Raw genomic sequence first — 22,306 nt, forward strand, 5'->3', positions numbered from 1 at the left:
TACACATGCTGTTAATGACTCCACCAAAATACAGTGTTGCAAATGCTGTAGGTTTTCTGAAATTAAAACAGAACTTTAGAACAGACCCATCTGATCATCCACCAGTGTCGAAAAATCCAGCCCGACAAAGGGCAGCACCCCGTCTGCCACTGGTTTCAGCTGCTTAAGAATGTAGTGCTGGTAATCAATCGGGCTCTGTTGATACTCCACCGCTTCAGGGCCATTCACGGTCATCAGGTAACTGACCCAGCCCCGGTTCTGGTATTTCTGGGCTTTACCCAGTTTTCTGTTGAGCTCATCAGCCTGCCGGGCTGCCCGCACCTGGGGCGGCACATTTTTTACGTACTGATCAAGCTTCCGCCGAAGCCGTTTTCGGTAAACCAGTTGTTCATCCCGCTCTCCAGCCAGAGTTTGTCGGACGTAATCCCTGACGAGGTCAATGGGTGGCTGATCGCAAAATACGTGAAGTAAAAGTTCCGTCTGAAAGGCTTTGGCAAGAGGCGTCCAGTCGGAGCGAACGGTTTCCAGCCCTTTAACCACCAGTTGTTCGCCCCCTGTTGTGTATTTCAGGCCAGCGTATCGTTTTTTGCTGCCAGTCTCGGCACCTCGTATTGTGGGCATCAGGAAGCGCAGGTAGAGCGTTTCAAACTCTATTTCCAGATAACAGTCCAGGTTGAATTCATCACGCAACACCCGCTGCCAGTGCTGGTTAATCATGCTGGCCAGCGAATGCCCTGCCCGTTCAGCCTCTTTTGCCGACAGTGACGCATCCAGCAATACAAAGGTTGAATCCGTGTCACCGTAAATGACCTGATGCCCCGCCGCCTCAATCCAGCCAGCGGTTTTCTGCATAATCTCATGCCCACGCAGAGTAATAGAACTGGCAAGGCGTGTGTCGTAAAACCGGCAACCACCGGAGCCTAGTACACCATAGAATGAGTTCATCAGAATCTTGATGGCCTGTGAGCGTGCGGAATCTTTTTCACTCTTGGCTTCGTCCCGCTGTTGCCACAATGAGGTGATAATATCGGGCAGAAAGTGTTTGTCTCTTGAAAAGCGGGCACCACGAAACCCGGGAATCGCGTTATCCGGTGCTTTCAGCCCTTCGATCAATCCCATCGGATCGATTTTGAAGGTTCGAATAATAGAGGGGTAGAGACTTTTAAAATCCAGTACCAGCACATTACGATACAGTCCCGGCCTGGAATTCATCACATAACCACCGGGGCTGGCAAGCCCTCCGTCTTTGGGCAAAGACGGTGCAATATAGCCTGCCCTGTGCAGTCTGGGCAGATACAGGTTGGTGAAGGCTGCCACTGAACCTCCGATACGATCCAGCTCCAAACCAGTCAGCTGGCTGCGCAGGCGCAGGAAATCCAGTACACGGGTATGGTCAAATATTTCTTCCACCAACCGGCAATCCTGAAGGTTGTACTTTGCCAGTTTAACTTTGTCATGATGAAAATCGTGGTCGATGATGGCCATACGATTATCAACGTCTTCGGTTTCTTTGCCCTTCCCCAATAGCTGCCGGGCGACGGATTCGAGACTGAAACTGTCAAACTGGTAGGTGGCTGACTTCAAGGCATCAATGCCGTCAAGCACCACCCTTCCCGGCACGGTAATAAAACCCTGTTGTGTATCCGCTTTTTCCCGCCAGCGGGCAGCCTCACCATGACGACCAATCCGGAGCCTAATGCCATATTTCCCGGCTCGCCTCACTAACAGACGACAGTCGAAGTTGATTACATTCCAGCCAATGATGATATCCGGATCACGGTGTTGAACAGCCTCCTCAAAAGCACTCAGCAGTGCCTGCTCATCATTAACCCAGAAAATCCAGTCCGGGCTGTCTGGTTGCTCACTCCCGATCATCAGCACAACATCGGCCTGACATCCTGACAGACCGATGGAATACAGCTCGCCCTTGGCAGAGCACTCAATATCAAGAGAGAGAACTTTGAATTCCGGCAGGTACTCAAAGGGTTTAATACGAACGTTACGGTATTCGGTAAAACCCTGTCTGGGTAATGGAGTTCCGATAAAACGGATACCACCGTAAACAAACCGTTCCATCAGGTAACGATCATGGAGGCGGATATCACTTTCCAGAAGGCTAACACCGTTTTTCCTGAGCAGTTCCTGACCACGGTAGAAGGCATCAAGCGTTGAAAAATAGAAGGCAGTGACAGGCTGATGTTCAAAATTTACCAGTGTTAAAGGTCTGGTGTCGTGAACAATTCCTTTTGCCTCCAGCAAGTCAACCGCATTTTTTTCTTGACTGCCAGATGCCACAAAAAAGACTGGTTTTTCACGTTCTATGGCAAGTCGCGCAGGTCCACTATCAGTGATGACCCAAAGTGAAATAACGGTGTGCCCATTGTGATCCCGGCTACTGCGCTGAAGCGCAAAGCCCTGATGAACGACCTGTTTGGTGTTGTTCAATGAATAGTTTCCAGACTAAGCAAAGTTTCCATTTCGCATTTTTACCATATAATCGCTGTATGAACACCAGCAGCCACCCCTTCATTCAAAGGCAAGCCCGGTTCCGGTTTTATGCCGAGCTGAATGATTACCTGCCTCTTGTCCGGCGTTTTAAACCAACGGTTCACGGGTTTATTGGAACACCATCGGTCAAGGATCTGATTGAAGCGCAACAGGTGCCTCATACTGAAGTCGACCTGATTCTGGTGAATGGTGGTTCCGTCAACTTTGCCTACAGATTGAAGGGAGAGGAAGAAGTTTCAGTCTACCCCGTCTTTGAACGACTGGACTTAAAAGGTTTGCAGCGGCTGCGGCCGGAACCATTAAGGCAGACCCGCTTTATTGCCGATGTTCACCTGGGCAAGCTAGCGAGATACTTGCGGATTCTCGGTTTTGACACTTTGTATCGCAACGATTACAGCGACCATGAAATCGTTGATATTGCCCTGAAAGAACACCGGATTATCCTCACCCGTGATCTGGGTATTCTGAAATACCATCAGGTCACCCATGGTTACTGGCCGAGAAATACCCAGCCCCGCCTGCAATTAAAAGAGCTGATTGAGGCACTTCAGTTAGATAAACAGTTCAAACCATTCACCCGTTGCAGTACGTGTAATGATCGGTTGATGTCGGTACCGGTTGACCTGATTCGCCATCACCTGCTGGAGCAGACCCGCTTGTACTATACCGAGTTTTATCAGTGCCGGGGTTGCCTGCAGGTTTACTGGAAAGGCTCTCATTACCACAGGCTGAGAGAGTGGTTACGGATATGATGTTACTTTCAGTCACACCTTAGGGGCGCAGCATTCAATGTCTTACCGGGCTTTTGGCGGTTGGCTATTAGCTGCTCAGACAGCCAACCACCAAAAGCTAATAGCCAACAGTGGTATATTCTAACCTGCCGTTCCCCTTAGGAGTCTCAGTCCCAATGTGTGACACCGGGATTTGCTTGTGCGTCGGCCTTGATTCAGCGTACCAACGCATTTCAGCGTTTACCCGCTGGCTGATGAAACTCAATCACATTGCGATCAGGATCACGTATAAATAACAGTATCGAGCCTCTCTCTGAGCAAATGGGGCCTCCCGTGATAGCAATCCCAAGCTCATGTAACTGCTCCTGAACCTCGTTGATATCATCCACCTCAAGCGCCATATGGGTATAGCCCGGATGCTTCCGGTCAATATCCATCAGGATATTCTCTCCCGGCTGAACCGTTGCATTCAGGATAAAGTTAAGATTGATACCGCAGGGGTGCTCCATAATGGCAACCGGCTCCGGTCCTACAGGGCCTGCCAGAAATCGAAAACCGAGCTGTTCATAAAAATCTCTGCTCGTCTTCAGGTCGCTTACCCGAATGCCCACATGGTTAATTCTCTTGACTGGTATCATTGTTCACCTCCGGCTGATGGAACCCTGCCTTTTCCCTCAATATGTGAGTCAGAGGGAGAGCCTCTGATCAGTGCGATATCATTGTCAGACTTCAAGAAACAGCCACAAAAGAGCCTCTGAACTCTATGTTTGAACTGGAAAATCTGGTTCAAAACGAGCTTCTTAGCAACTTTTAGCCCTATTTTTTTCTATACATTCCGTCACAATCACCTATGATGCATGCGCTATTTCTGATTGGGAAATAAACCAACAATATGTTTAATCGGAAGCATGAGTATCACAGGGTTAAATGGTGATCCCTTAAACCCGTACTGAAAGTAGAATTGCCGGGCTTCTCCGGAAATAGCATGAACCAACATGGCTTTGACACCGACGTGTTGGGATACAACCAGTGTTCGCATCATGGCATCTTTCAACAAACCCGAGCCAATACGCACTCCCTGATGCTCTTGATCAATGCCCAGTCGCCCCAGCACCGTCACTGGAATCGGGTCCGGCATATTCCGGGCAAGGGATTTTGGTGTTTGCATTCGCTCAATACTGCCGCTGGACAGTGCGTAGTAACCAACAACCCTATCGCCTTTGCACACAACAAAGGTACGGCTGGCATTGGCAGATTGATTTTTCAGGGCTGTTTTTTTCAACCATTCCGTCAGTACATCATGGCCACAATCAAAATCGTCTATTTTGTGGTCTTTTGTCAGTAATTCCGGTGCCCTGATTACTCCCACGGTGCAGGCTCCGCCAATATCAATCTGCTACAAGACTGATTGCATCATAAGTTCAGACAGTTTATTACCAATCTCCCGAAACCCGCCATGCTGTCCATTAAGAGCCTCAATCTTCGGGAGCGTTTTTCTTGCTGCCTCTTCCACTTCACCGACAATTCGTTCTATGTCTTTATTGCTCAGTCCACATTGAGTGCGACCAAATTTCTGCAGCATTTTCCACCTGGGCCAGCGCTTTGACCCTCTCAGGGTAAGAGCCATTGTATCATTCGGAATATAAGGAACCGTACTCACCACATCGAATATGGGGGCGAGAGTGCGGGTGGTAGCAGGAAGCGTTCCTGACTGATAGCCCTGTAGATCGTCGTATAACACACCAATATTTTTCAGATGTGCATCTCCGTTACGAATAAGGACATTGATTAGCAGTAATTTAAAAAAGTCAGTCAGCGCTCTGCTCTGGAACTCGGGAGAAACAAATTGTTTTATGGTGCGAACACAGGATTCGACACTGGCATCGTATTTTTCACGTGTTGTTCTGCCCTGCAAAACACAAAAATCTTCAAACCCCAGCGGGCTGCCATCCGACCTAATATCAAACCTTCGGGTAATGAGTAAACGACCATTATCGCTGATATAAAAAGGTGCAACATTGAGTCCTGAATTCTGACACAGAGTCAGACAGATGAATTCATTACAGGCCAGTTCGGGAAATTCACTGCCCCAGCTTTTGACAATGTAAGAGTGAGAAGGGAAAGTCATCCGGTCAAAAGCGTCTTTTGACTCTGTCGTATCTACCAGTACTTTAGGTTGTACACCTGCCACAGCGGACCTCAGGGCAAAACGGTTCAACAGATGATTGAAAAGCTCTGCATCGTCGCTTTCAAGCAGTGACTGCAAATCGGGTGCGGCTTCATCATTATGTGGCATAGCCTGACCGGACAGCGTGTAACCTAATCTCCCTATATGATTTTGTCCAACGATTGCCAGCATTGACAAATCATCGCTGCCGTACTGTTTGGCGGTATAACGTTCAATGGTTTCACGAAGGTGCCCTTCTGGCAGATTCATTTGAAACACCGGGTGCAAGTCTTCATAGGAATAGCTTTCTATTCGCATGGGCATTGTCAATGACAAGGCTTCTTTAGCATTCTGGTTATAGGTAAAGACATGCTTTGACCCGGTTCGGGTCAACCGCCCTGTGAATGATTCTGTCGTATAAACATCAACGTCGGCCATTACTTTATCTCTTTCAGTTCATCCAAGCTGGGCAGCCCGTAGGATTTAACGGATAGGGTTAGCCCAAGCACTTCGAGAACCCGCTGAACCTTTCTTATGCCAATATCCGAGTAATCGTCTCTTTCCAGTGCACCGATAGTGGTTCTGTCCAGTCCTGCTAGCTGTGCCAGCTGTTGCTGGCTCCATTTCTTTTTTTTACGCTGGCTGCGTATCAGCTCGCTGATATCTTCTAACACTTTCAGTCCATAATTATGATTTATATATTCAACATTATAACGTAAAAATCATTTTATGATGTGTATATTAATCATTATTATTGCTTAAAATGCTTTAGGCTTCTTAAATTTTGCCTGTGGTAGCAACCGTGTTGCTCTTTGCCCCATCGTTTACGTCTTTTGCTCATGATCATGTTGTCCTTCTTGTTATGGATCAGAGCTTACACTCCCCTTACCTGCAAAGCTGGCGACCCGTTTATGAACTTAGCTCGGCGGTACTCTGGTTCACCTCCATGAATGTCGCCATTACGCTGATGTTTTTCAGCTCTCTGCCAACAGTTGGTTTTATAGTGACCACCGCCTTGTGCGGCACGATCACTTTGACCCGGTTAACTCAAGCCCTGCCCCGATGGCAGCGGCACCAGAGATTGAAAGGCAAAAAGCTGACTCTATTAACGCTAAACGCCAAACAGTGCCAAACCCTCCAACAGCAGAACAGTAACAAAGGTGTCTGGCTAGGCTGGGGTTTTGAGTGGCAACGACAGCATGGGCAACTGGCGTGGGACCTGTTTCGCAGCGATAACCAGCCAGCCAAATCTGAGAACATTATGGGCGCAGGCTGGATTCATGGCATGGAAGAGCATGAGCAAACACTGTTTCAACCGTTGGCACAGGTTCAGATGCACACCATGGTGATTGGTGTTCCCGGCAGTGGCAAAACCCGACTGTTTGATCTGCTGGTCACTCAGGCAGTGTTGCGTAACGAGCCGGTGATTATCATCGACCCCAAAGGCGACCATGACCTTGCTTCTCATACGCTAAGAAGTTGCGAACTGTCAGGCAGTCAACGTCGTTTTATGAAGTTCCACCCCGGCTTTCCGGCAGACTCCATTCGTATCAACCTGTTGCAGAACTTTAACCGTTCCAGCGAACTGGCCAGCCGGATTGCCGGGCTGATGCCGTCTGGCGGTGATAACGCACCGTTTCAGGCGTTTGCCCAGAAAGCAGTGGATGCTGTAGTTCAAGGGTATTTGCTCTGTGGTCAGCGCCCTACTCTGGTACTTATTCGACAGGGGCTGGAAGGTGGCGTAACGCAATTACTAATAAGAGCTTTAACGGTGGTGTGTTCAAGTCATTTTCCTGAAGCAGAGAAAAAAATGGCTTGAAAATCACAGCAAAATAAGGTCAATCAAGAGACCATAGCTCACCGCTGGATAAAGCTTTATCGAGAACAGATCATGCCTGAAAATCCCTGTACCGATGTGGAAGGGTTGATCTCACTGTTTGAACACGACCGGGCGCACTACGGAAAAATGATCGCCACTCTCTTACCTGCACTGGGCATGTTAACTGGTGGACCTCTTGCACGACTGTTATCGCCCGACCCGACAGATATAGATGACCTTCCCCCCTGTACCCATACGGCTAACCTGATCGAACAAAACAAGGTGATGTATTTCGGGCTGGATTCGTTAAGCGACCCGATGGTGGGTAAAGCCATCGGACAACTGTTACTGGCAGACCTTGCCGCCGTGGCGGGTGACCGTTACAACTACTCATCCACACACTCGCAACAACACAGCCAGCCCATTAACTTATTCGTAGATGAAGCCGCTGAAGTACTCTGCCCTCAACTGTTATCCCTACTCAACAAAGGACGAGGAGCCAAGTTCCGGCTATACGTCGCCACTCAGACACTGGCGGACTTTGAGGCGCAGCTGGGCTCAGAAGCAGCGGCAGAACAGTTTATCGACAACTGCAACCATTTGATCTGTCTGCGTACCCAGAATCCTGAAACCCAGAAATTTATCACCGACAAACTGCCACCAGTTCGTTACCGATACTTTATCCGCAACCAGGGCATCAGCACCGATGCCAACCGCCCTATGGAATTTACCGGCAACTTGAGTGAACAGCAACTGGAGGAAGCCGGCGATCTGTTCCCACCGCAACTGTTAGGCGAACTGCCCAACCTTGAATACGTGGCACGGCTGGGCGGTGGTCGCCTGCTGAAAGGCAGAATTCCGATTATCTGCTCTCCAGAATCCTGAACCTCTGATATCAAAACAATCCATGACAAATTCTCAAAAACAAACCAGTCCCATCGTTGTCTGGTGCTATGGGCTGGGTCTCATTCTGCTCTGGCTGGCTATTCCTGGGCAAAATATGAATCAATACCTGCAGAAGGAGCAGCAACAGTACGCCAGAAGTTTGGGGGAAGATAACGGCACCCGGATAATCCGCACCGGGCAGCGGTTCTATAACAAAACGGTGTTTGAATCCGGTGTACAGGGCTTTCTATTCAAGCACACCACACCGGATCGCAAGATGGGCGAAGGGCTCGCCACAACCATCGAGTTTTTTCAGGGCGTTGTCCGAAACTTCCTAACGCTTCTGCAACAACTGTTTTATCGTATCGCCCTGCTAATCGCCTGCTTTCCTTACTGGGGCATCGTCCTGCTGGCGGCGTTATTGGATGGATGGCTGATCCGGAAAATCCGCTATCATGACTTCCATTACACCAGCCCACTGCGAAACCTCTGGAGTCGCAGACTATGCCGATGGATTCCGGGGCTGTTCCTGTATCTGGTCATGATTCCTCTGCCTTTTCCCGTCTGGCTGCTCCCTGTCATGGCGTGGCTGACCACGCTTTCACTGGGGTGGTGGACAGCCAACTGGCAGAAACGTGTCTGATGTTTTTCTTGTTTCTTTTATTACTGCTTTTTCCATCACCTGCCAGCACCGGCGAACGATGGTTTGACCGACACTCTGAAGGCTGGTTCTGGTACGAACGCATTCCGGAACCAGAAACAGTGGAAGGCGATCAGTCCATGACACTTTCTCCCGTATTACCGGCGTCTCTCTCCACCCAATGGATCAGAAAAAACATAGGAAACTACCTGGACAGGGCTATTGATGAACCCACCAAAGAGCATGTCAGCCAGTATCTTTATCTGGACAGGTTCGTCAAAGAAAAGGCTGAACGATTCGCCCGTGTCGGCAAACAGGTGATTGAAAGCGATCCAATGCTAGATGAAAACGTCCGACGCCCTATATCTCCTGCTGCGGCCAAGATTAGTGACGACATGGTGCAATACGCCAGAGAACAGGTTTTACGGAAAATAGCGAAAGTCTCCGGAGTTGTCTTTTACTATCAGGGAAGGTACAAGCTTTGTCAGCTGCAAGCCCAAACATTAATGGCGTTAAGTCAACAGTACGGATTTAAGCTGATTTCTTTTTCCACTGACGGTGAACTCATTTCTGATTTGCCTGACAGCCGTATCGACTGGAAACCTCCTCAGGCACTCAATATACAAGCCTATCCAGCTCTGTTTTTAATGAAACCGCCGGATGAGATCATCCAACTCAGGCAGGGGGTATCCTCTTATATCGATTTACACAACCGTATTGTTGACTCAGCCCACGAAGCCCAATGGATCAGTGAGCAAGAATACAGAAGTACCCTGATTATTCGGGAAGTCTGGAATGACTCCACTACAAATCCAACTGACTCCGTACTCAACAGACTCAGAAACATTATTCAACCTAAATTCAGCGGTTAACCCCTGAGCTAAACTCTAACCCTCAACAATATTGAGGGCTCGAAGATGGTTCGACCACCAAAACCCACTCCCCCAAAGGGTGAGTTGTCTGAAATGGAAAAAGATCCCTTATCCGTCAAACTCGAAGTCGATTCTTTCGACGGTAAAATTCATGTCGAGTGGGAGCCTGAAGCATCGGTCACCCCAATGGGACAGCTTCCTTTTTTTATACAGTTTTTAAAAACAGGTCACCGATTTGAACCCTGGATTAACGATTGCCCACTAACTTATAAAAGCCCAAACGCCCCTCAAAAAGTGGATGTGATTGGCTCATTAATGCTTTCCATTCTTTCAGGACATAAACGCTATGCGCATATCGGAACAATTATTGGTGATAAAGTAAACGCTCAGTTGCTCGGGATGAAAAAAATTGTCAGCGATGATTCTGCCAGGCGTGGTTTAAAGAAGATTGACGAAGATGAAGGCGTTGAATGGATGCAAAAACACCTCCATCTCTGTTTTGATCCGTTATTAACCATTCCATGGATTATGGATGTTGATGTTACCGTGAAAACCATTTATGGGCATCAGGAAGGAGCGGTTAATGGCTATAACCCACATAAGAAAGGGAGACCCTCTCATACTTACCACTCATATATGATGGCTAATCTTAAATTAATACTGGAGGTTGAAGTCAGACCCGGAAATCAAAGTCAAAGTAAATACTCTTTACCCGGTTTAATGGAGCTATTAAATCGACTTCCAAAACGCTGCTGGCCTGAATTTGTTCGTGGTGATTGTGATTGGGGAAGTGACCGGGTAATGAGCGAATTGGAAGATGCTGGTTGTCATTATCTTTTTAAAATGAAGAAGCACGACAACGTTAAGAAAGCCATAGGGAATGCACACTGTAGCGGAGGATGGGTAAAATACGACAACCATTGGGAGGGAAAAGAATCCGTAATTAAACTGTCAGGTTGGAAAAAAGAAAGACGCATAATTATTGTTCGAAGACGGCGTCCTGAAAATGAAATACCGATGTTGGAAAAAGGAATAAAAGAACGTCAACAAACGTTAGCATCCGACATTCACCACCTGACCTGACATTTTCCTGAGATCTGCTATTTAACAGATAAGCCAATATTGGGAAGCCCCCCTTATGCCTCCTGTTCAATATCGCTCTCAGGTCATGGATCACCTCGGTCTGGTGGCTGGAATGTGCAAAGAGCTGGGAATTGTCGAGCACATCGATAAACGAGCCCCCAAGCTATCTGACGAATGGAACATTTCCCACGGTGAAGCCGTGATAGCTATGATAATCAACGGTCTTGGCTTCACAGGACAGTCTCTCCATATGTTCCCTCAGTTCTTCGCCAATAAACCCCTCGACAAACTAATCAGGGGCGGGATTGAACCCGAACACATAAACGACAAAGTACTGGGAAGGGCGCTGGACGTACTTTTTGATCTGGATGTTAGTAAAGTCCATTTCGAGCTGGCTATCAAGGTGGCGAAGCACCTCAAATTACCGTGCGACGCACTGAACCTCGATGGTACAGGGTTTCACGTCGATGGTCGTTATAATTGTGATGACGAAGTGAGCGATGAAGACCTTAATTGTATCCGGCTTTGCAAGGGCTACAGTCGAGACCATCGCCCGGACTTGAATCAGGCCATATTACTTCTGCTAACCGAGAATCGTGCAGGCATTCCACTGTTTATGAAAGCAGCCAGTGGCAATGTGACGGATAAAACCAGTTTCAAACAAGTGGTGAGCCAGCACATAAAGAGCTTTAAAGCGGCTCTGAATGCCCGTTATTTCGTCGGTGATGCCGCAATGTACGTGGCAGGAACCCTTCAGGAACTCAGCCATCAGGAGCAGTTGTTTGTTTCCCGAGTCCCTCTCAATATCGGTGATGCTAAAAAACTGGTACGTAGCGCACCATCGCGCTCCATGAATGTGGTGGATGGATTTGACCATTACGAAGCGGTGGAGACATTGTCTGAGTATGCCGGTGTCGTACAACGCTGGGTTCTGTTTCGAAACAAGCAGAGCCAGAAAGCGGAACAGAAGACACTGACCCGGCGTATGCAGAAAAAATCCCTGACAGAATCCGAGGCTCTGGTAAAGCTGGGCAAAAAGTCGTTCCGGTGTGAAGCCGACGCCATGGAAGCCTTCAGGCAATGGCAAAAGAATTCCAAACTTTGTCAGGCTGAACCTAAGGTCATTAGCAAGCCTTGTTACAATACCAAAGGTCGCCCTGCTGACGGGATGCCTCCTGACCACTATGAATATTTCGTGACAGGTTGCTGCTCAGTAGCTGTGGAGAGACGTCGGGATGCTGAGGCGTCACTGGGTTGCTTTATACTGGGCACCAACGACATGGATACAGACCGGCTGGATACGACTGAACTGCTAAAGACGTATAAATCCCAACAGCAGGTTGAAAGAGGCTTTCGTTTCCTGAAAAGCCCGGATTTCCTAGTGTCATCACTTTATCTCAAGAAGCCGGAACGTATTGAAGCGCTGCTAATGGTGATGACTCTCTGCCTGATGGTCTATGCTGCTATCCAACATCGAATTCGTTATGAGCTGAAAAGACAGAGTCGAACGTTCCCGGACATGAAAAAGAAACCGGCGAAGAACCCCACGGGCAGGTGGATTTTCTGCTGCTTCGAGGGTATTCATGTGTGGACGATCAATGGGACGGAGAAGCATGTAGTCGGCATCTCGGAAAGTCAGTCGACGATCATTTTTATACTGGGTCAAACGTACCAATCAATTTATTCCTGATTGGGGTGGTGAATGTCGGTTAGCATTAATAGAAGAGCCAGAAAATATAAAAGCTTACGAGTATTCGGTTCTGGTCACATCTCTTGATAATGATATAGTCTCGATCATTAATCATTATCGCAATAGGGCTGACTGTGAAAATAACTTTGATGAAATCAAAAACCAATGGGGCTGGGGCGGTTATGTAACAAAAGATATGGCAAGATGTCGAATGCTGGCCCGAATGGTTGCCTTGGGCTAAGTTCGTGTTAACAGTTGAATGAGCTATACTTCCCATGCCTTCTAGTTTTCAGGCACAGCGTTATGCAATTCGAGCTATTTAAGAATTTTGTTGATGCCATTTCGACATTAACCCTTGAGCAATATGAAACCCTCAGCAGAGCAATGACAGATGCTCAAATAGGCTCTTATGAAGCAGAAGAATCCACCGGTTCTGTCGCTATCGAAAGCGAATACTTCTCCAATACTAAAAACTCTACATCTGAACTTGAAACCTGCATTTTGTCTCACTTTGCAGAACAGCCAGTTTGCCCTAAGGGATAGTCCCGAAATAACTTCCAGATTTCATCCAGTGGCAGGAATAGCTCTATAGTTCCATTTTGGTAGAAACTTATCGAACTGAATGGTCATGTTTTTCTTGAAATCAGCCGCATACTTCCGGCCAGTCTCGAAGACTTTGTCGATAATCCTGACTGTCACTGCAAGACCTGTGGTTGTCTCTGTTTTGCTCATGTAGTGTGCTGCTGTTTCGATGCTTTCCAGTGATACCCCCTTACAGGCATGCGTCACATGGGGAAATAAGCGATGCTCTATTGGGTTGTATTTGGAACAGTATGGTGGATAGTGCGCTATCCGTATTGCCAAACCCAGGCGATTTGACAGTGCTTGTAAATCTTCCTTGAAAATATACGTCAACGCACTATTACTGCCTCCGCCATCACATAAAATGAGCAACTCGTTATGATTTGGATAGTCTCGTCGACCCTGCTCATGCCACCAGAGTTCAATGCTTTCGCATGCAAATTCAGTCGTATCATGGCTGGCGTTAAGATGCAGGGACGCAGTGTTTTTGCTCAGGTCGTAAATTCCATGAGGAATGACCTTGCCATCGCTGGCACTGGGGAAATCATGGTCATTAACGATAACCGGTTCTGCAGAATCAACAATGCCTTCACGATAAAAATTACCCAGCAATTCTTTCTTTTTGGTGTCGATACTGATCACTGGTTTGCCCGCATCAAGATACTCTTTTCGCAAATGGGCAATTTTTTCAAATTGAGCATTGCGATCGGCATTTTGACCCATGGTTTGTTTTTTCTGTGGTTTACGACGACGGTAGCCACTCTCATGAAGCAGGCGGGAAACGATGTTTTTACTGGCAGGAGTTCCAAGTTCCTTGAGTTTTCTGGATATCTTGCGACGGGAAAGGTTAGTCCATTTCAAGCCCTGTCGTACCGGGTCTCCCGCAGTGTGGTTATGTAAAACCAAGTGAAAGTTATCAACGACCTTGGGATTTTTCTCGATCAGTGTTTTTCGTCCACCCCTTTTTTTCTCTGCCGGACAGAGTTCAGTTGTTCTTCTGATTTGAGTTCAGTAATGCCACGGTTAATGGTTTTTGGATCACAGTTTAATAACTTAGATATGAATGCAATGCCGCCATGCCCAAGCTTAACAGCCTCGACAGCAGCGTAACGCCTGCGATCACGCTCATTGAGGGTATTGTAGAAACGGATCATCTGAATGGCGACGGCTGGAGAATAATGGCTCAAGATAACTTCCTGCACTTGTTACTGCTGAGGCTATTATCCCTAATCTACGGCCTCAGGGGAAATCCGGAAGTTATTCTGGTTGCGACAGGCTAAGCCTGAGAATGTGGGAGGCTCCATGAGTTGAAATCATTCGTTGAAATCCAGCAGGTTCGACTCCTGCCCGGTAAAGACTAACCATCAGCCGGAAGCGAGTATTGCATAGTCAGTGGTAACGCTGGCTGTGAAGCGTATACAGCGGGTACTAAAGCCGTGGGATTGAGTCTCGAAATAATTGCATCGTTGGTGGGCTTCATTCTCTGGAAGATGGAGTCAGCACTGGACTGCCGGTAAGGTGAGGCAAATCCAGCCCGACCGGGATCCGAGGCTAGGGCATAGGTACAGGATGGATTTCTCAGGAACCTGCGAGGTCCAGTATTGACCTGAGTAAGACAGCCATTGGTTCTATGGCTGAAAAGAACCCGGTCGTCAGGTTATGCTTCAGACCCGGCGGAGCGAATATGAAGCAACTCTCAGGAGTCCGGAAGCGAATTCATAAGTGACCGGGTAGTAGGTACTGGAAGTCTTAGTGTCCCATAGTACTGATGACAACGGGGAACTCCGCTCAGGAGGACCCGGACGAGGAAAGGGGGCACCGTAGTTATTGACCCGTCTGTGGGAAACACATGAGGTGCACAGAAACTGATGTTTGTGTCAACGAAACAGAGACGGATAGCCATACTGGCCAGAGACAACCCGGCCATGGTATTCACTTCTCTCAATCACCATATGGATTACAACTGGCTTTTGCAGGCGTATCAACTGACTCGCAAGGATGGTGCGACAGGTGTAGATGGTCAAACAGCCGAGATATATGCGGTACAGCTGGAGTCTAATCTCCTTAATCTGCTGGATCGAATTAAATCTGGCCAATACCGTGCCCCTGCCGTACGACGTACATACATAGATAAGGGAAAAGGTCAGAAAAGGCCGTTGGGTATTCCCACCTTCGAGGACAAGATTGTCCAAAGAGCTGTGGTTATGCTGTTGGAACCGATCTATGAGCAGGATTTTTACAACTGTTCATTTGGCTTCCGGAAACAGCGGTCTGCACATCATGCGTTGGAAAGCCTGCGTAACCATATTATGAGAGACAGGGCTTACTGGGTTCTGGACGTGGATATACAAAAGTATTTCGATACGATTGACCATGGACAGCTGAGGAAGTTTCTCGCCAGACGAGTAGTTGATGGCGTGGTAAGAAAGCTGATTGATAAATGGTTGAAGGCAGGTATTCTTGAATCCGGGGAGGTTTCCTACCCGGTACAGGGAACGCCTCAGGGCGGAGTGATTTCGCCATTATTAGCCAATATTTATCTGCATTATGTATTGGATGACTGGTTTGTACAGACAGTTCTGCCAAGAATGAGAGGGCGGTGCAGCCTGACCCGGTTTGCTGATGACAGTGTTATGGTGTTTGAAAATCATGATGACTGTCGTCGGTTTGAAGAAGCACTTGCTAAGCGCTTTGAACGATACGGGTTAAATTTGCATCCGGAGAAAACGCAGTGTGTGGACTTTCGGCCTAATCACCGGAAAGAAAACAAGCGCTGTGGAAATTCGGTCACCTTTGACTTTCTTGGATTCACACACTTCTGGGGAGTATCCCGGAAGGGAAACACTGTTATATTCCGGAAAACAGCCAAAGGGCGGATTGCCAGAACGCTGAAGGCATTCAACGACTATTGTCGTAAACATAGACATGACTCGTTGATTGATCAATACGCTGCATTGAACCGGAAACTTCGGGGACACTATGCGTATTTTGGTATTACAGGCAACGCCAAATCCCTGGGAACCATCCAACATAAAGTGAAGATAATATGGCGAAAGTGGCTCAGTCGATGTTCGCAGAAGAGCTACATCACATGGGAGAAATTCAACCTGTTCCTGAAACGTTTCCCCTTGGCACCGCCAAGAATCCATCATCAGTATTACCGAGGTTATCAGCCAGTGAACCAATAATTATGAGGAACCGGATGCGTTAGTTGCGCACGTCCGGCTCTATGAGGGTTGAGGTCGGTAACGGCCTCTTCTACTCGGAGACTATTCCTTAGCCTTTTTTCTGAAGGCTTTCAGGGTGCCTGTGGTCGGAGCCCGATTGGAACACGTCTCTGTGTCAGGCGTTCACCCTCTGCCTTGATTCCGTCTGGGCAGCAGTAGTCATATTAGCCATGAATATGGAATCGCGCCCTGCTTGAATTTCACGGAAACCTTGGTAGGGAAAAACCAGTTTCATGCACGTAGCGTCGCCTGTTGATCAACCGGACAGTAACGTCATGGCAAAGCAATCCAATCAAAACCAGTCTGCCAGATCGTCAAGTGAAAAGCCTCTGTACTCAATATCATACCCCTTCAGTTGCTGCACAAGTTTGGTGGCTTTCTCCTGTAAATGCGTTCTGCGGATATTTTTCGGGTTACGCTTAATTTCAGCAATCAGGACTTTTTTATCCAGTTCATTGACCGCTACAAGATCAATTTCATTCTGATTCCCTCTTTCCCAGTAACTACCCACAATATTGTATTCACCGGTTTCTGCAACCACTTCCCTGACGATTTCTTCCAGCCAGTGACCGCTCCAGGTTGGGTAATCCCGCTCAATGACTTTATGGATAAACGGAAAGTTCCCAATCTCCACTGCGCTACGGTGCTTATAAATGAAGCGAAACCAAAAAGCCAGGAAAGCATCGGCAATGCGGTATTTAACCAACCGGGTTCCCGGTTTAGACAACACTGGTCGATTTCGGCTTATAATATCAAATTCATTTTCCAGACGATCAAGCTGTGGCCCCACAGAAATACCCAGCAAAGATTCTATTTCAGGCCGGCTTGTACTACCGGAAGCGATAGCCGCCAATATGGAAAAATAGGTACCATGTTCAGGCCCAAACTCTTCGGCCAGACGATAATGCCCTTCCTCAATGATCAGGCTGTGTTCGTTAATCAGTTGCGACCAGAGGTCAGCTGCAGGGTCAATGTTAAACAGCCACTCTAGGTATTTTGGAACACCGCCACTGAGCATGTACCACTGCAAGAGTTTTTCTGGCGTAAACTCCTGCCGGTCATTCAACATCTGGGCGATATAGCGGCAACGCAAAGGCTGAAGGTTGATGCGATGATCGGCACGACCAAACAATGGCTCACGTCCATCCTGAAACAACCGGGTCATAAGGCTGTACAAAGAACCACAGCAGACCAGATGCATACGGCTTTGTTGTCTGTATCGATCCCACAAATCCTGAAGTTCGGAAAAAAACGCTCGATTAACCCGCTGGATATCCTGAAATTCATCCAGTATGACGGTAACAGGCGTAGTGATGCTGAACTGCAACAGGATTTCCATAACTTCCCGAAGGCGTGCAGGTTGACCAAATATGGGGATATTTAAAACCGTTCTGATTTGCTCGACAAACTCTTCACACAGTAATGACTCCTGTTTTCTGGATACAAACAGATAGATAGAGGCAGCAGAAGTCGTGTTCTGAGGAAAGGTTTTATTTAACAGCGCTGTTTTACCGACCCGGCGCCTTCCTACCATAGTTGTCAGGTGGGCCGTTCCTTCAGAGGCTTGTTCACTCCACTCCCGAAGCTGCTCAAGCTCATCTTCTCGGTTATAGAATCTCATTAGATGTTACCGTAATCTTTATTACAGTAACTATATCACACTTTGTTGATTTTATAGATAGCACACACAAATATGCACTGTATATAACCACAGTACTGGTAATGACGAAAGGAATTTCATGACTGTGTCATAAGTTCAGACAGCTGATGACCAATCTCCCGAAACCCGTCATGCTGACTTACCAGAGCCTCTATCTCCGGAAGCGTTCTTCTTGCCGCCTCTTCTACTTCACCAACCATTCGATCTATGTCTTTATTACTCAGTCCACATTGAGTGCGACCAAACTTCTGCAACATTTTCCACTTGGGCCAACGCTTTGAGCCTCCCAGGGTGAGAGCCATCGTATCATTCGGAATATAAGGAATCGTACTCACTACATCAAATATGGGAGCAAGGGTACGAGTGGCTGCCGGAAACTCTCCTGACTGATAGCCCTGTAGATCGTCGTATAACACACCAATATTTTTCAGGTGTGCATCTCCGTTCCGAATCAGGACATTGATAAGCAGTAATTTGAAAAAGTCTGCCAGCGCCCTGCCCTGAAATTCGGGAGAAACAAATTGTTTTATGGTGCGAACACAGGATTCAACACTGGCATCATATTTTTCGCGTGTTGTCCTGCCCTGCAACACACAAAAATCTTCAAACCCCAGCGAACGACCATCCGCTTGTATATCAAATCGCCGGGTAATCAATAAACGACCATTATTGCTGATATAGAAAGGGGCAACATTGAGTCCCGCATTCTGGCAAAGCGTCAGGCATATATATTCGTTACAGGCCAGCTCTGGGAATTCACGCCCCCAGCTTTTGACAATGTAAGAATGGGAAGGAAACGTCATACGATCAAAAGCGTCTTTTGACTCTGCTGTATCCACCAATACTTTTGGCTGTACACCTGCCACAGCAGATCTCAGGGCAAAACGGTTCAACAGATGATTGAAAAGCTCTGCATCGTCGCTTTCAAGCAGTGACTGCAAATCGGGTGCGGCTTCATCATGTTGCGGCATAGCCTGACCGGACAGCGTGTAACCTAATCGCCCTATATGGCTTTGTCCAAGGATTGCCAGCATTGACAAATCATCGCTGCCGTACTGTTTGGCGGTATAGCGTTCAATGGTTTCACGAAGGTGTCCTTCTGGCAGATTCATTTGAAACACCGGATGCAAGTCTTCGTAGGAATAGCTTTCTATCCGCATGGGCATTGTCAATGACAAGGCTTCATTGGCATTCTGGTTATAGGTAAAGACATGCTTTGACCCGGTTCGGGTCAAACGCCCTGTGAATGCTTCTGTCGTATAAACATCAACGTCGGCCATTATTTACTCTCTTTCAGTTCATCCAGGCTGGGCAGCCCATAGGGTTTAACGGCGAGAGTTAGCCCAAGTACTTCGAGAACCCGCTGAACCTTTCTTATGCCAATATCCGAGTAATCGTCTCTTTCCAGTGCGCCGATAGTGGTTCTGTCCAGTCCTGCTAACTGTGCCAGCTGTTGCTGGCTCCATTTCTTTTTTTTACGCTGGGTGCGTATCAGCTCGCTGATCTCTTCTAACACTTTCAGCCCATAATAATGATTGATATATTCAACATTATAACGTAAAAATTATTTTATGATGCTTATATACATCATTTATATTGCTTGAAATGCTTTAGGTTTCTTAAATTTTGCCTGTGGTAACAACGGGTTAGAGGGTTAAGGCAGGTCTTTGAAGGAGCCATTCCCTTGGCTCTAAACAAGGCTAACCAGTTACCTGATAAGCCAGTCTTTAGTCAAAGTGAATAACGATGACTTTAACTGGCTTAACTGATTGATCATCAGGCTCTTTGGAAACAGCTCTTTCACCAAAGGAACATTGATTCCCAGCCCGACCACATCTATCCCTGACTGCTGACAACAGCTGATCAAGTCGACCACCGCATCGTGATGTTCACAGTCAGGCGCTCCATCCGTAATCATCAGGATCAGACGACGTTCCGCCTTTGCCTGACAGATTTGATGAACCGCATGCCACAATCCGGTGGCCATGGGTGTTGAGTCGTGGCTGTCCAGAGCCGCCAGTGTTTCCGCTACCTTTTGAGTGGACTCTTGGCCTGTGACTATGGGAAAGACTCTATCTTCTCTGGTTCCCGGATAAGCTGAGGCTGTTACAGTGACTCCGTTAATCTGCTTCAGGGCATAGACCAGCGCCAGAACCGCCTCCCTTGCCAACGGCATCCTTACTGTCATGGAAGAAGAAATATCCAGCGAGATATGAACGGTGGCATTGATAGTGATGGATTCTGCCCGTCGTTTGAAAAGACGACCATCATCCAACGCTATTCTGTGCAACCGTTTGCCATCTATCCGGGTACCTCTCTTGCCTGTGCGATCTCTGGTGAGCGTTTTTGCCTGAACCAGTCCGGTTAGCTGGGCGGCTAAACGAGTGGATTCTGACTGCACTTTCCAGAGCAAGTCTCTGGCGGCCTGCTTATCTTCATCTGTCGTCACCACCGCATCCAGTCCTGGTGTTGTGGTGATGGCTGACAGACCTGAAGACTGCTCGCAACTCCATGATTCCAGCTCTCCGGCGACGGTTTCAAACAGGTCATCCGGCCAGTCTTGATCGGTAGATTCCAGAATTTGCTTTAGGCTCTCTTTTTGGAGCAACAGGTCTTCAGCCTTGTCTGAAGCATCGCCATTGTCTGATACGTCCTGGTTACTACTTCCACACGAATGTTCAGGATTATCATCTTCTCCTTCTTCAGAATCGGATTCCTGCTTACTACCTGACACAGAATCTGTTTTATCCTAAATTCAGCAGTTGAACGCCACTGAGCCATGCCATTAGGAATAGCTTCTCACGGTTCTGAGCAGCGTTTTTTTAAGTCATTAGCCCGATCGAATTAATGGTTGCATCGTAATAACCTGCCCTTTTTTCAAAAATTTTGAGACCGCTTTCGTTAAAATACGACACCATGCGTTAATTGGATTCAACTGCGGTGCGATACTTTTGATTGAATCAAAAAAATCACACAGTTCACTTTGTAATTTCGCAATTTTATACATCCATCGATGCTGGCTTGTCAGCTTTATTTTCTTTTGGTTGCCAGAGTGGGTCAGCTTGCCAATTGAACTCATTAATAAGGGACGGCTGGTAATTGATTCTTTATGGGAGTCCGGATTACTCAATCGAACGTATAGCGTCCACCAGTTGTAAACCAAGGCAACCATTCGGGCCAGCATTCGACATCTTGCCATATCTTTTGTTACATAACCGCCCCAGCCCCATTGGTTTTTGATTTCATCAAAGTTATTTTCACAGTCAGCCCTATTGCGATAATGATTAATGATCGAGACTATATCATTATCAAGAGATGTGACCAGAACCGAATACTCGTAAGCTTTTATATTTTCTGGCTCTTCTATTAATGCTAACGTTTGTTGACGTTCTTTTATTCCTTTTTCCAACATCGGTATTTCATTTTCAGGACGCCGTCTTCGAACAATAATTATGCGTCTTTCTTTTTTCCAACCTGACAGTTTAATTACGGATTCTTTTCCCTCCCAATGGTTGTCGTATTTTACCCATCCTCCGCTACAGTGTGCATTCCCTATGGCTTTCTTAACGTTGTCGTGCTTCTTCATTTTAAAAAGATAATGACAACCAGCATCTTCCAATTCGCTCATTACCCGGTCACTTCCCCAATCACAATCACCACGAACAAATTCAGGCCAGCAGCGTTTTGGAAGTCGATTTAATAGCTCCATTAAACCGGGTAAAGAGTATTTACTTTGACTTTGATTTCCGGGTCTGACTTCAACCGCCAGTATTAATTTAAGATTAGCCATCATATATGAGTGGTAAGTATGAGAGGGTCTCCCTTTCTTATGTGGGTTATAGCCATTAACCGCTCCTTCCTGATGCCCATAAATGGTTTTCACGGTAACATCAACATCCATAATCCATGGAATGGTTAATAACGGATCAAAACAGAGATGGAGGTGTTTTTGCATCCATTCAACGCCTTCATCTTCGTCAATCTTCTTTAAACCACGCCTGGCAGAATCATCGCTGACAATTTTTTTCATCCCGAGCAACTGAGCGTTTACTTTATCACCAATAATTGTTCCGATATGCGCATAGCGTTTATGTCCTGAAAGAATGGAAAGCATTAATGAGCCAATCACATCCACTTTTTGAGGGGCGTTTGGGCTTTTATAAGTTAGTGGGCAATCGTTAATCCAGGGTTCAAATCGGTGACCTGTTTTTAAAAACTGTATAAAAAAAGGAAGCTGTCCCATTGGGGTGACCGATGCTTCAGGCTCCCACTCGACATGAATTTTACCGTCGAAAGAATCGACTTCGAGTTTGACGGATAAGGGATCTTTTTTCATTTCAGACAACTCACCCTTTGGGGGAGTGGGTTTTGGTGGTCGAACCATCTTCGAGCCCTCAATATTGTTGAGGGTTAGAGTTTAGCTCAGGGGTTAACCGCTGAAT

Annotated in this window: 21 protein-coding genes; 9 read left to right on the plus strand and 12 right to left on the minus strand. The window is 47.2% G+C overall.

Annotated elements, in window-relative coordinates; translation table 11 throughout:
- Window positions 1-75: 75 nt before the first annotated feature.
- Window positions 76-2,445 (minus strand): DNA polymerase II, encoded by a 2,370-nt coding sequence (locus NX720_RS24120; RefSeq protein WP_262598083.1) that lies wholly within the window; start codon window positions 2,443-2,445, stop codon window positions 76-78.
- Window positions 2,446-2,504: 59 nt separating this feature from the next.
- Between NX720_RS24120 and NX720_RS24125 the strand changes: the two genes are divergently transcribed.
- On the plus strand, window positions 2,505-3,260 hold the full coding sequence (locus tag NX720_RS24125; protein ID WP_262598084.1) for a Mut7-C ubiquitin/RNAse domain-containing protein: 756 nt from the start codon (window positions 2,505-2,507) through the stop codon (window positions 3,258-3,260).
- 212 nt (window positions 3,261-3,472) lie between these two features.
- Here the strand turns inward: NX720_RS24125 and NX720_RS24130 are convergent, their stop codons facing one another.
- The 4 genes from NX720_RS24130 to NX720_RS24145 all read right to left on the minus strand — a co-directional run bounded on the left by NX720_RS24130 (window position 3,473) and on the right by NX720_RS24145 (window position 6,080).
- Entirely contained in the window at window positions 3,473-3,877 is a 405-nt protein-coding gene (locus NX720_RS24130) for a VOC family protein (RefSeq protein WP_262598085.1), read from the minus strand.
- Between the two features lie 224 nt (window positions 3,878-4,101).
- Window positions 4,102-4,608: a GNAT family N-acetyltransferase gene (locus NX720_RS24135; RefSeq protein WP_262598087.1), complete on the minus strand. Its 507-nt coding sequence runs from the start codon at window positions 4,606-4,608 to the stop codon at window positions 4,102-4,104.
- Between the two features lie 27 nt (window positions 4,609-4,635).
- Window positions 4,636-5,844, minus strand: a complete 1,209-nt coding sequence (locus NX720_RS24140) for a type II toxin-antitoxin system HipA family toxin (RefSeq protein ID WP_262598088.1) — start codon at window positions 5,842-5,844, stop codon at window positions 4,636-4,638.
- Entirely contained in the window at window positions 5,844-6,080 is a 237-nt protein-coding gene (locus NX720_RS24145) for a helix-turn-helix transcriptional regulator (RefSeq protein WP_262598090.1), read from the minus strand. Before NX720_RS24145 ends, NX720_RS24140 begins: the two co-directional genes overlap by 1 nt.
- Window positions 6,081-6,268: 188 nt before the next feature.
- Between NX720_RS24145 and NX720_RS24150 the strand changes: the two genes are divergently transcribed.
- From NX720_RS24150 to NX720_RS24180, 7 genes are all read left to right on the plus strand, one after another.
- Window positions 6,269-7,225, plus strand: coding sequence for a helicase HerA domain-containing protein (locus tag NX720_RS24150; protein WP_262598092.1), 957 nt, complete (start codon window positions 6,269-6,271; stop codon window positions 7,223-7,225).
- Window positions 7,226-7,297: 72 nt separating this feature from the next.
- Entirely contained in the window at window positions 7,298-8,110 is an 813-nt protein-coding gene (locus NX720_RS24155) for a TraG/TraD/VirD4 family protein (protein ID WP_262598093.1), read from the plus strand.
- A 22-nt stretch (window positions 8,111-8,132) separates the two neighbouring features.
- Window positions 8,133-8,753 carry a DUF4400 domain-containing protein gene (locus NX720_RS24160; protein ID WP_262598094.1) on the plus strand — a complete coding sequence of 207 codons (621 nt, stop codon included), beginning with the start codon at window positions 8,133-8,135 and terminating at the stop codon, window positions 8,751-8,753.
- Entirely contained in the window at window positions 8,753-9,622 is an 870-nt protein-coding gene (gene traF / locus NX720_RS24165; protein WP_262598096.1) for a conjugal transfer protein TraF, read from the plus strand. Before NX720_RS24160 ends, traF begins: the two co-directional genes overlap by 1 nt.
- A 45-nt stretch (window positions 9,623-9,667) precedes the next feature.
- Entirely contained in the window at window positions 9,668-10,705 is a 1,038-nt protein-coding gene (locus NX720_RS24170) for a transposase (RefSeq protein ID WP_262598098.1), read from the plus strand.
- A gap of 55 nt (window positions 10,706-10,760) precedes the next feature.
- Entirely contained in the window at window positions 10,761-12,395 is a 1,635-nt protein-coding gene (locus tag NX720_RS24175; RefSeq protein WP_262595607.1) for an IS1634 family transposase, read from the plus strand.
- A gap of 303 nt (window positions 12,396-12,698) precedes the next feature.
- A complete protein-coding gene (locus tag NX720_RS24180; RefSeq protein ID WP_262598100.1) occupies window positions 12,699-12,938 on the plus strand; it encodes a hypothetical protein in 240 nt (79 codons plus the stop codon).
- Window positions 12,939-12,959: 21 nt separating this feature from the next.
- Here NX720_RS24180 and NX720_RS24185 read toward each other — a convergent pair whose 3' ends face one another.
- Together NX720_RS24185 and NX720_RS24190 are read right to left on the minus strand one after the other, a co-directional pair.
- Window positions 12,960-13,979, minus strand: a complete 1,020-nt coding sequence (locus NX720_RS24185; RefSeq protein ID WP_318654124.1) for an ISAzo13 family transposase — start codon at window positions 13,977-13,979, stop codon at window positions 12,960-12,962.
- Window positions 13,919-14,164, minus strand: coding sequence for a hypothetical protein (locus NX720_RS24190; protein ID WP_262595374.1), 246 nt, complete (start codon window positions 14,162-14,164; stop codon window positions 13,919-13,921). The genes NX720_RS24185 and NX720_RS24190 overlap by 61 nt, the downstream gene beginning before the upstream one ends.
- A 687-nt stretch (window positions 14,165-14,851) precedes the next feature.
- Between NX720_RS24190 and ltrA the strand changes: the two genes are divergently transcribed.
- Window positions 14,852-16,165 carry a group II intron reverse transcriptase/maturase gene (gene ltrA, locus NX720_RS24195; protein WP_262595376.1) on the plus strand — a complete coding sequence of 438 codons (1,314 nt, stop codon included), beginning with the start codon at window positions 14,852-14,854 and terminating at the stop codon, window positions 16,163-16,165.
- Between the two features lie 331 nt (window positions 16,166-16,496).
- On the opposite strand, the gene NX720_RS24200 is transcribed toward ltrA, so the two are convergent.
- The 5 genes from NX720_RS24200 to NX720_RS24220 form a co-directional block, all read right to left on the minus strand.
- Window positions 16,497-17,825 (minus strand): ATP-binding protein, encoded by a 1,329-nt coding sequence (locus tag NX720_RS24200; protein WP_262598101.1) that lies wholly within the window; start codon window positions 17,823-17,825, stop codon window positions 16,497-16,499.
- Window positions 17,826-17,941: 116 nt separating this feature from the next.
- Window positions 17,942-19,144, minus strand: coding sequence for a type II toxin-antitoxin system HipA family toxin (locus NX720_RS24205; RefSeq protein ID WP_262598103.1), 1,203 nt, complete (start codon window positions 19,142-19,144; stop codon window positions 17,942-17,944).
- A complete protein-coding gene (locus tag NX720_RS24210) occupies window positions 19,144-19,380 on the minus strand; it encodes a helix-turn-helix transcriptional regulator (protein ID WP_262598105.1) in 237 nt (78 codons plus the stop codon). Before NX720_RS24210 ends, NX720_RS24205 begins: the two co-directional genes overlap by 1 nt.
- Window positions 19,381-19,572: 192 nt before the next feature.
- Window positions 19,573-20,598, minus strand: a complete 1,026-nt coding sequence (locus tag NX720_RS24215; protein WP_262598106.1) for a VWA domain-containing protein — start codon at window positions 20,596-20,598, stop codon at window positions 19,573-19,575.
- Window positions 20,599-20,694: 96 nt separating this feature from the next.
- Window positions 20,695-22,248, minus strand: a complete 1,554-nt coding sequence (locus NX720_RS24220) for a transposase (RefSeq protein WP_262598109.1) — start codon at window positions 22,246-22,248, stop codon at window positions 20,695-20,697.
- Between the last annotated feature and the right edge of the window lie 58 nt (window positions 22,249-22,306).

The organism is Endozoicomonas euniceicola (assembly GCF_025562755.1).
In the GTDB taxonomy this organism is placed as follows: domain Bacteria; phylum Pseudomonadota; class Gammaproteobacteria; order Pseudomonadales; family Endozoicomonadaceae; genus Endozoicomonas_A; species Endozoicomonas_A euniceicola.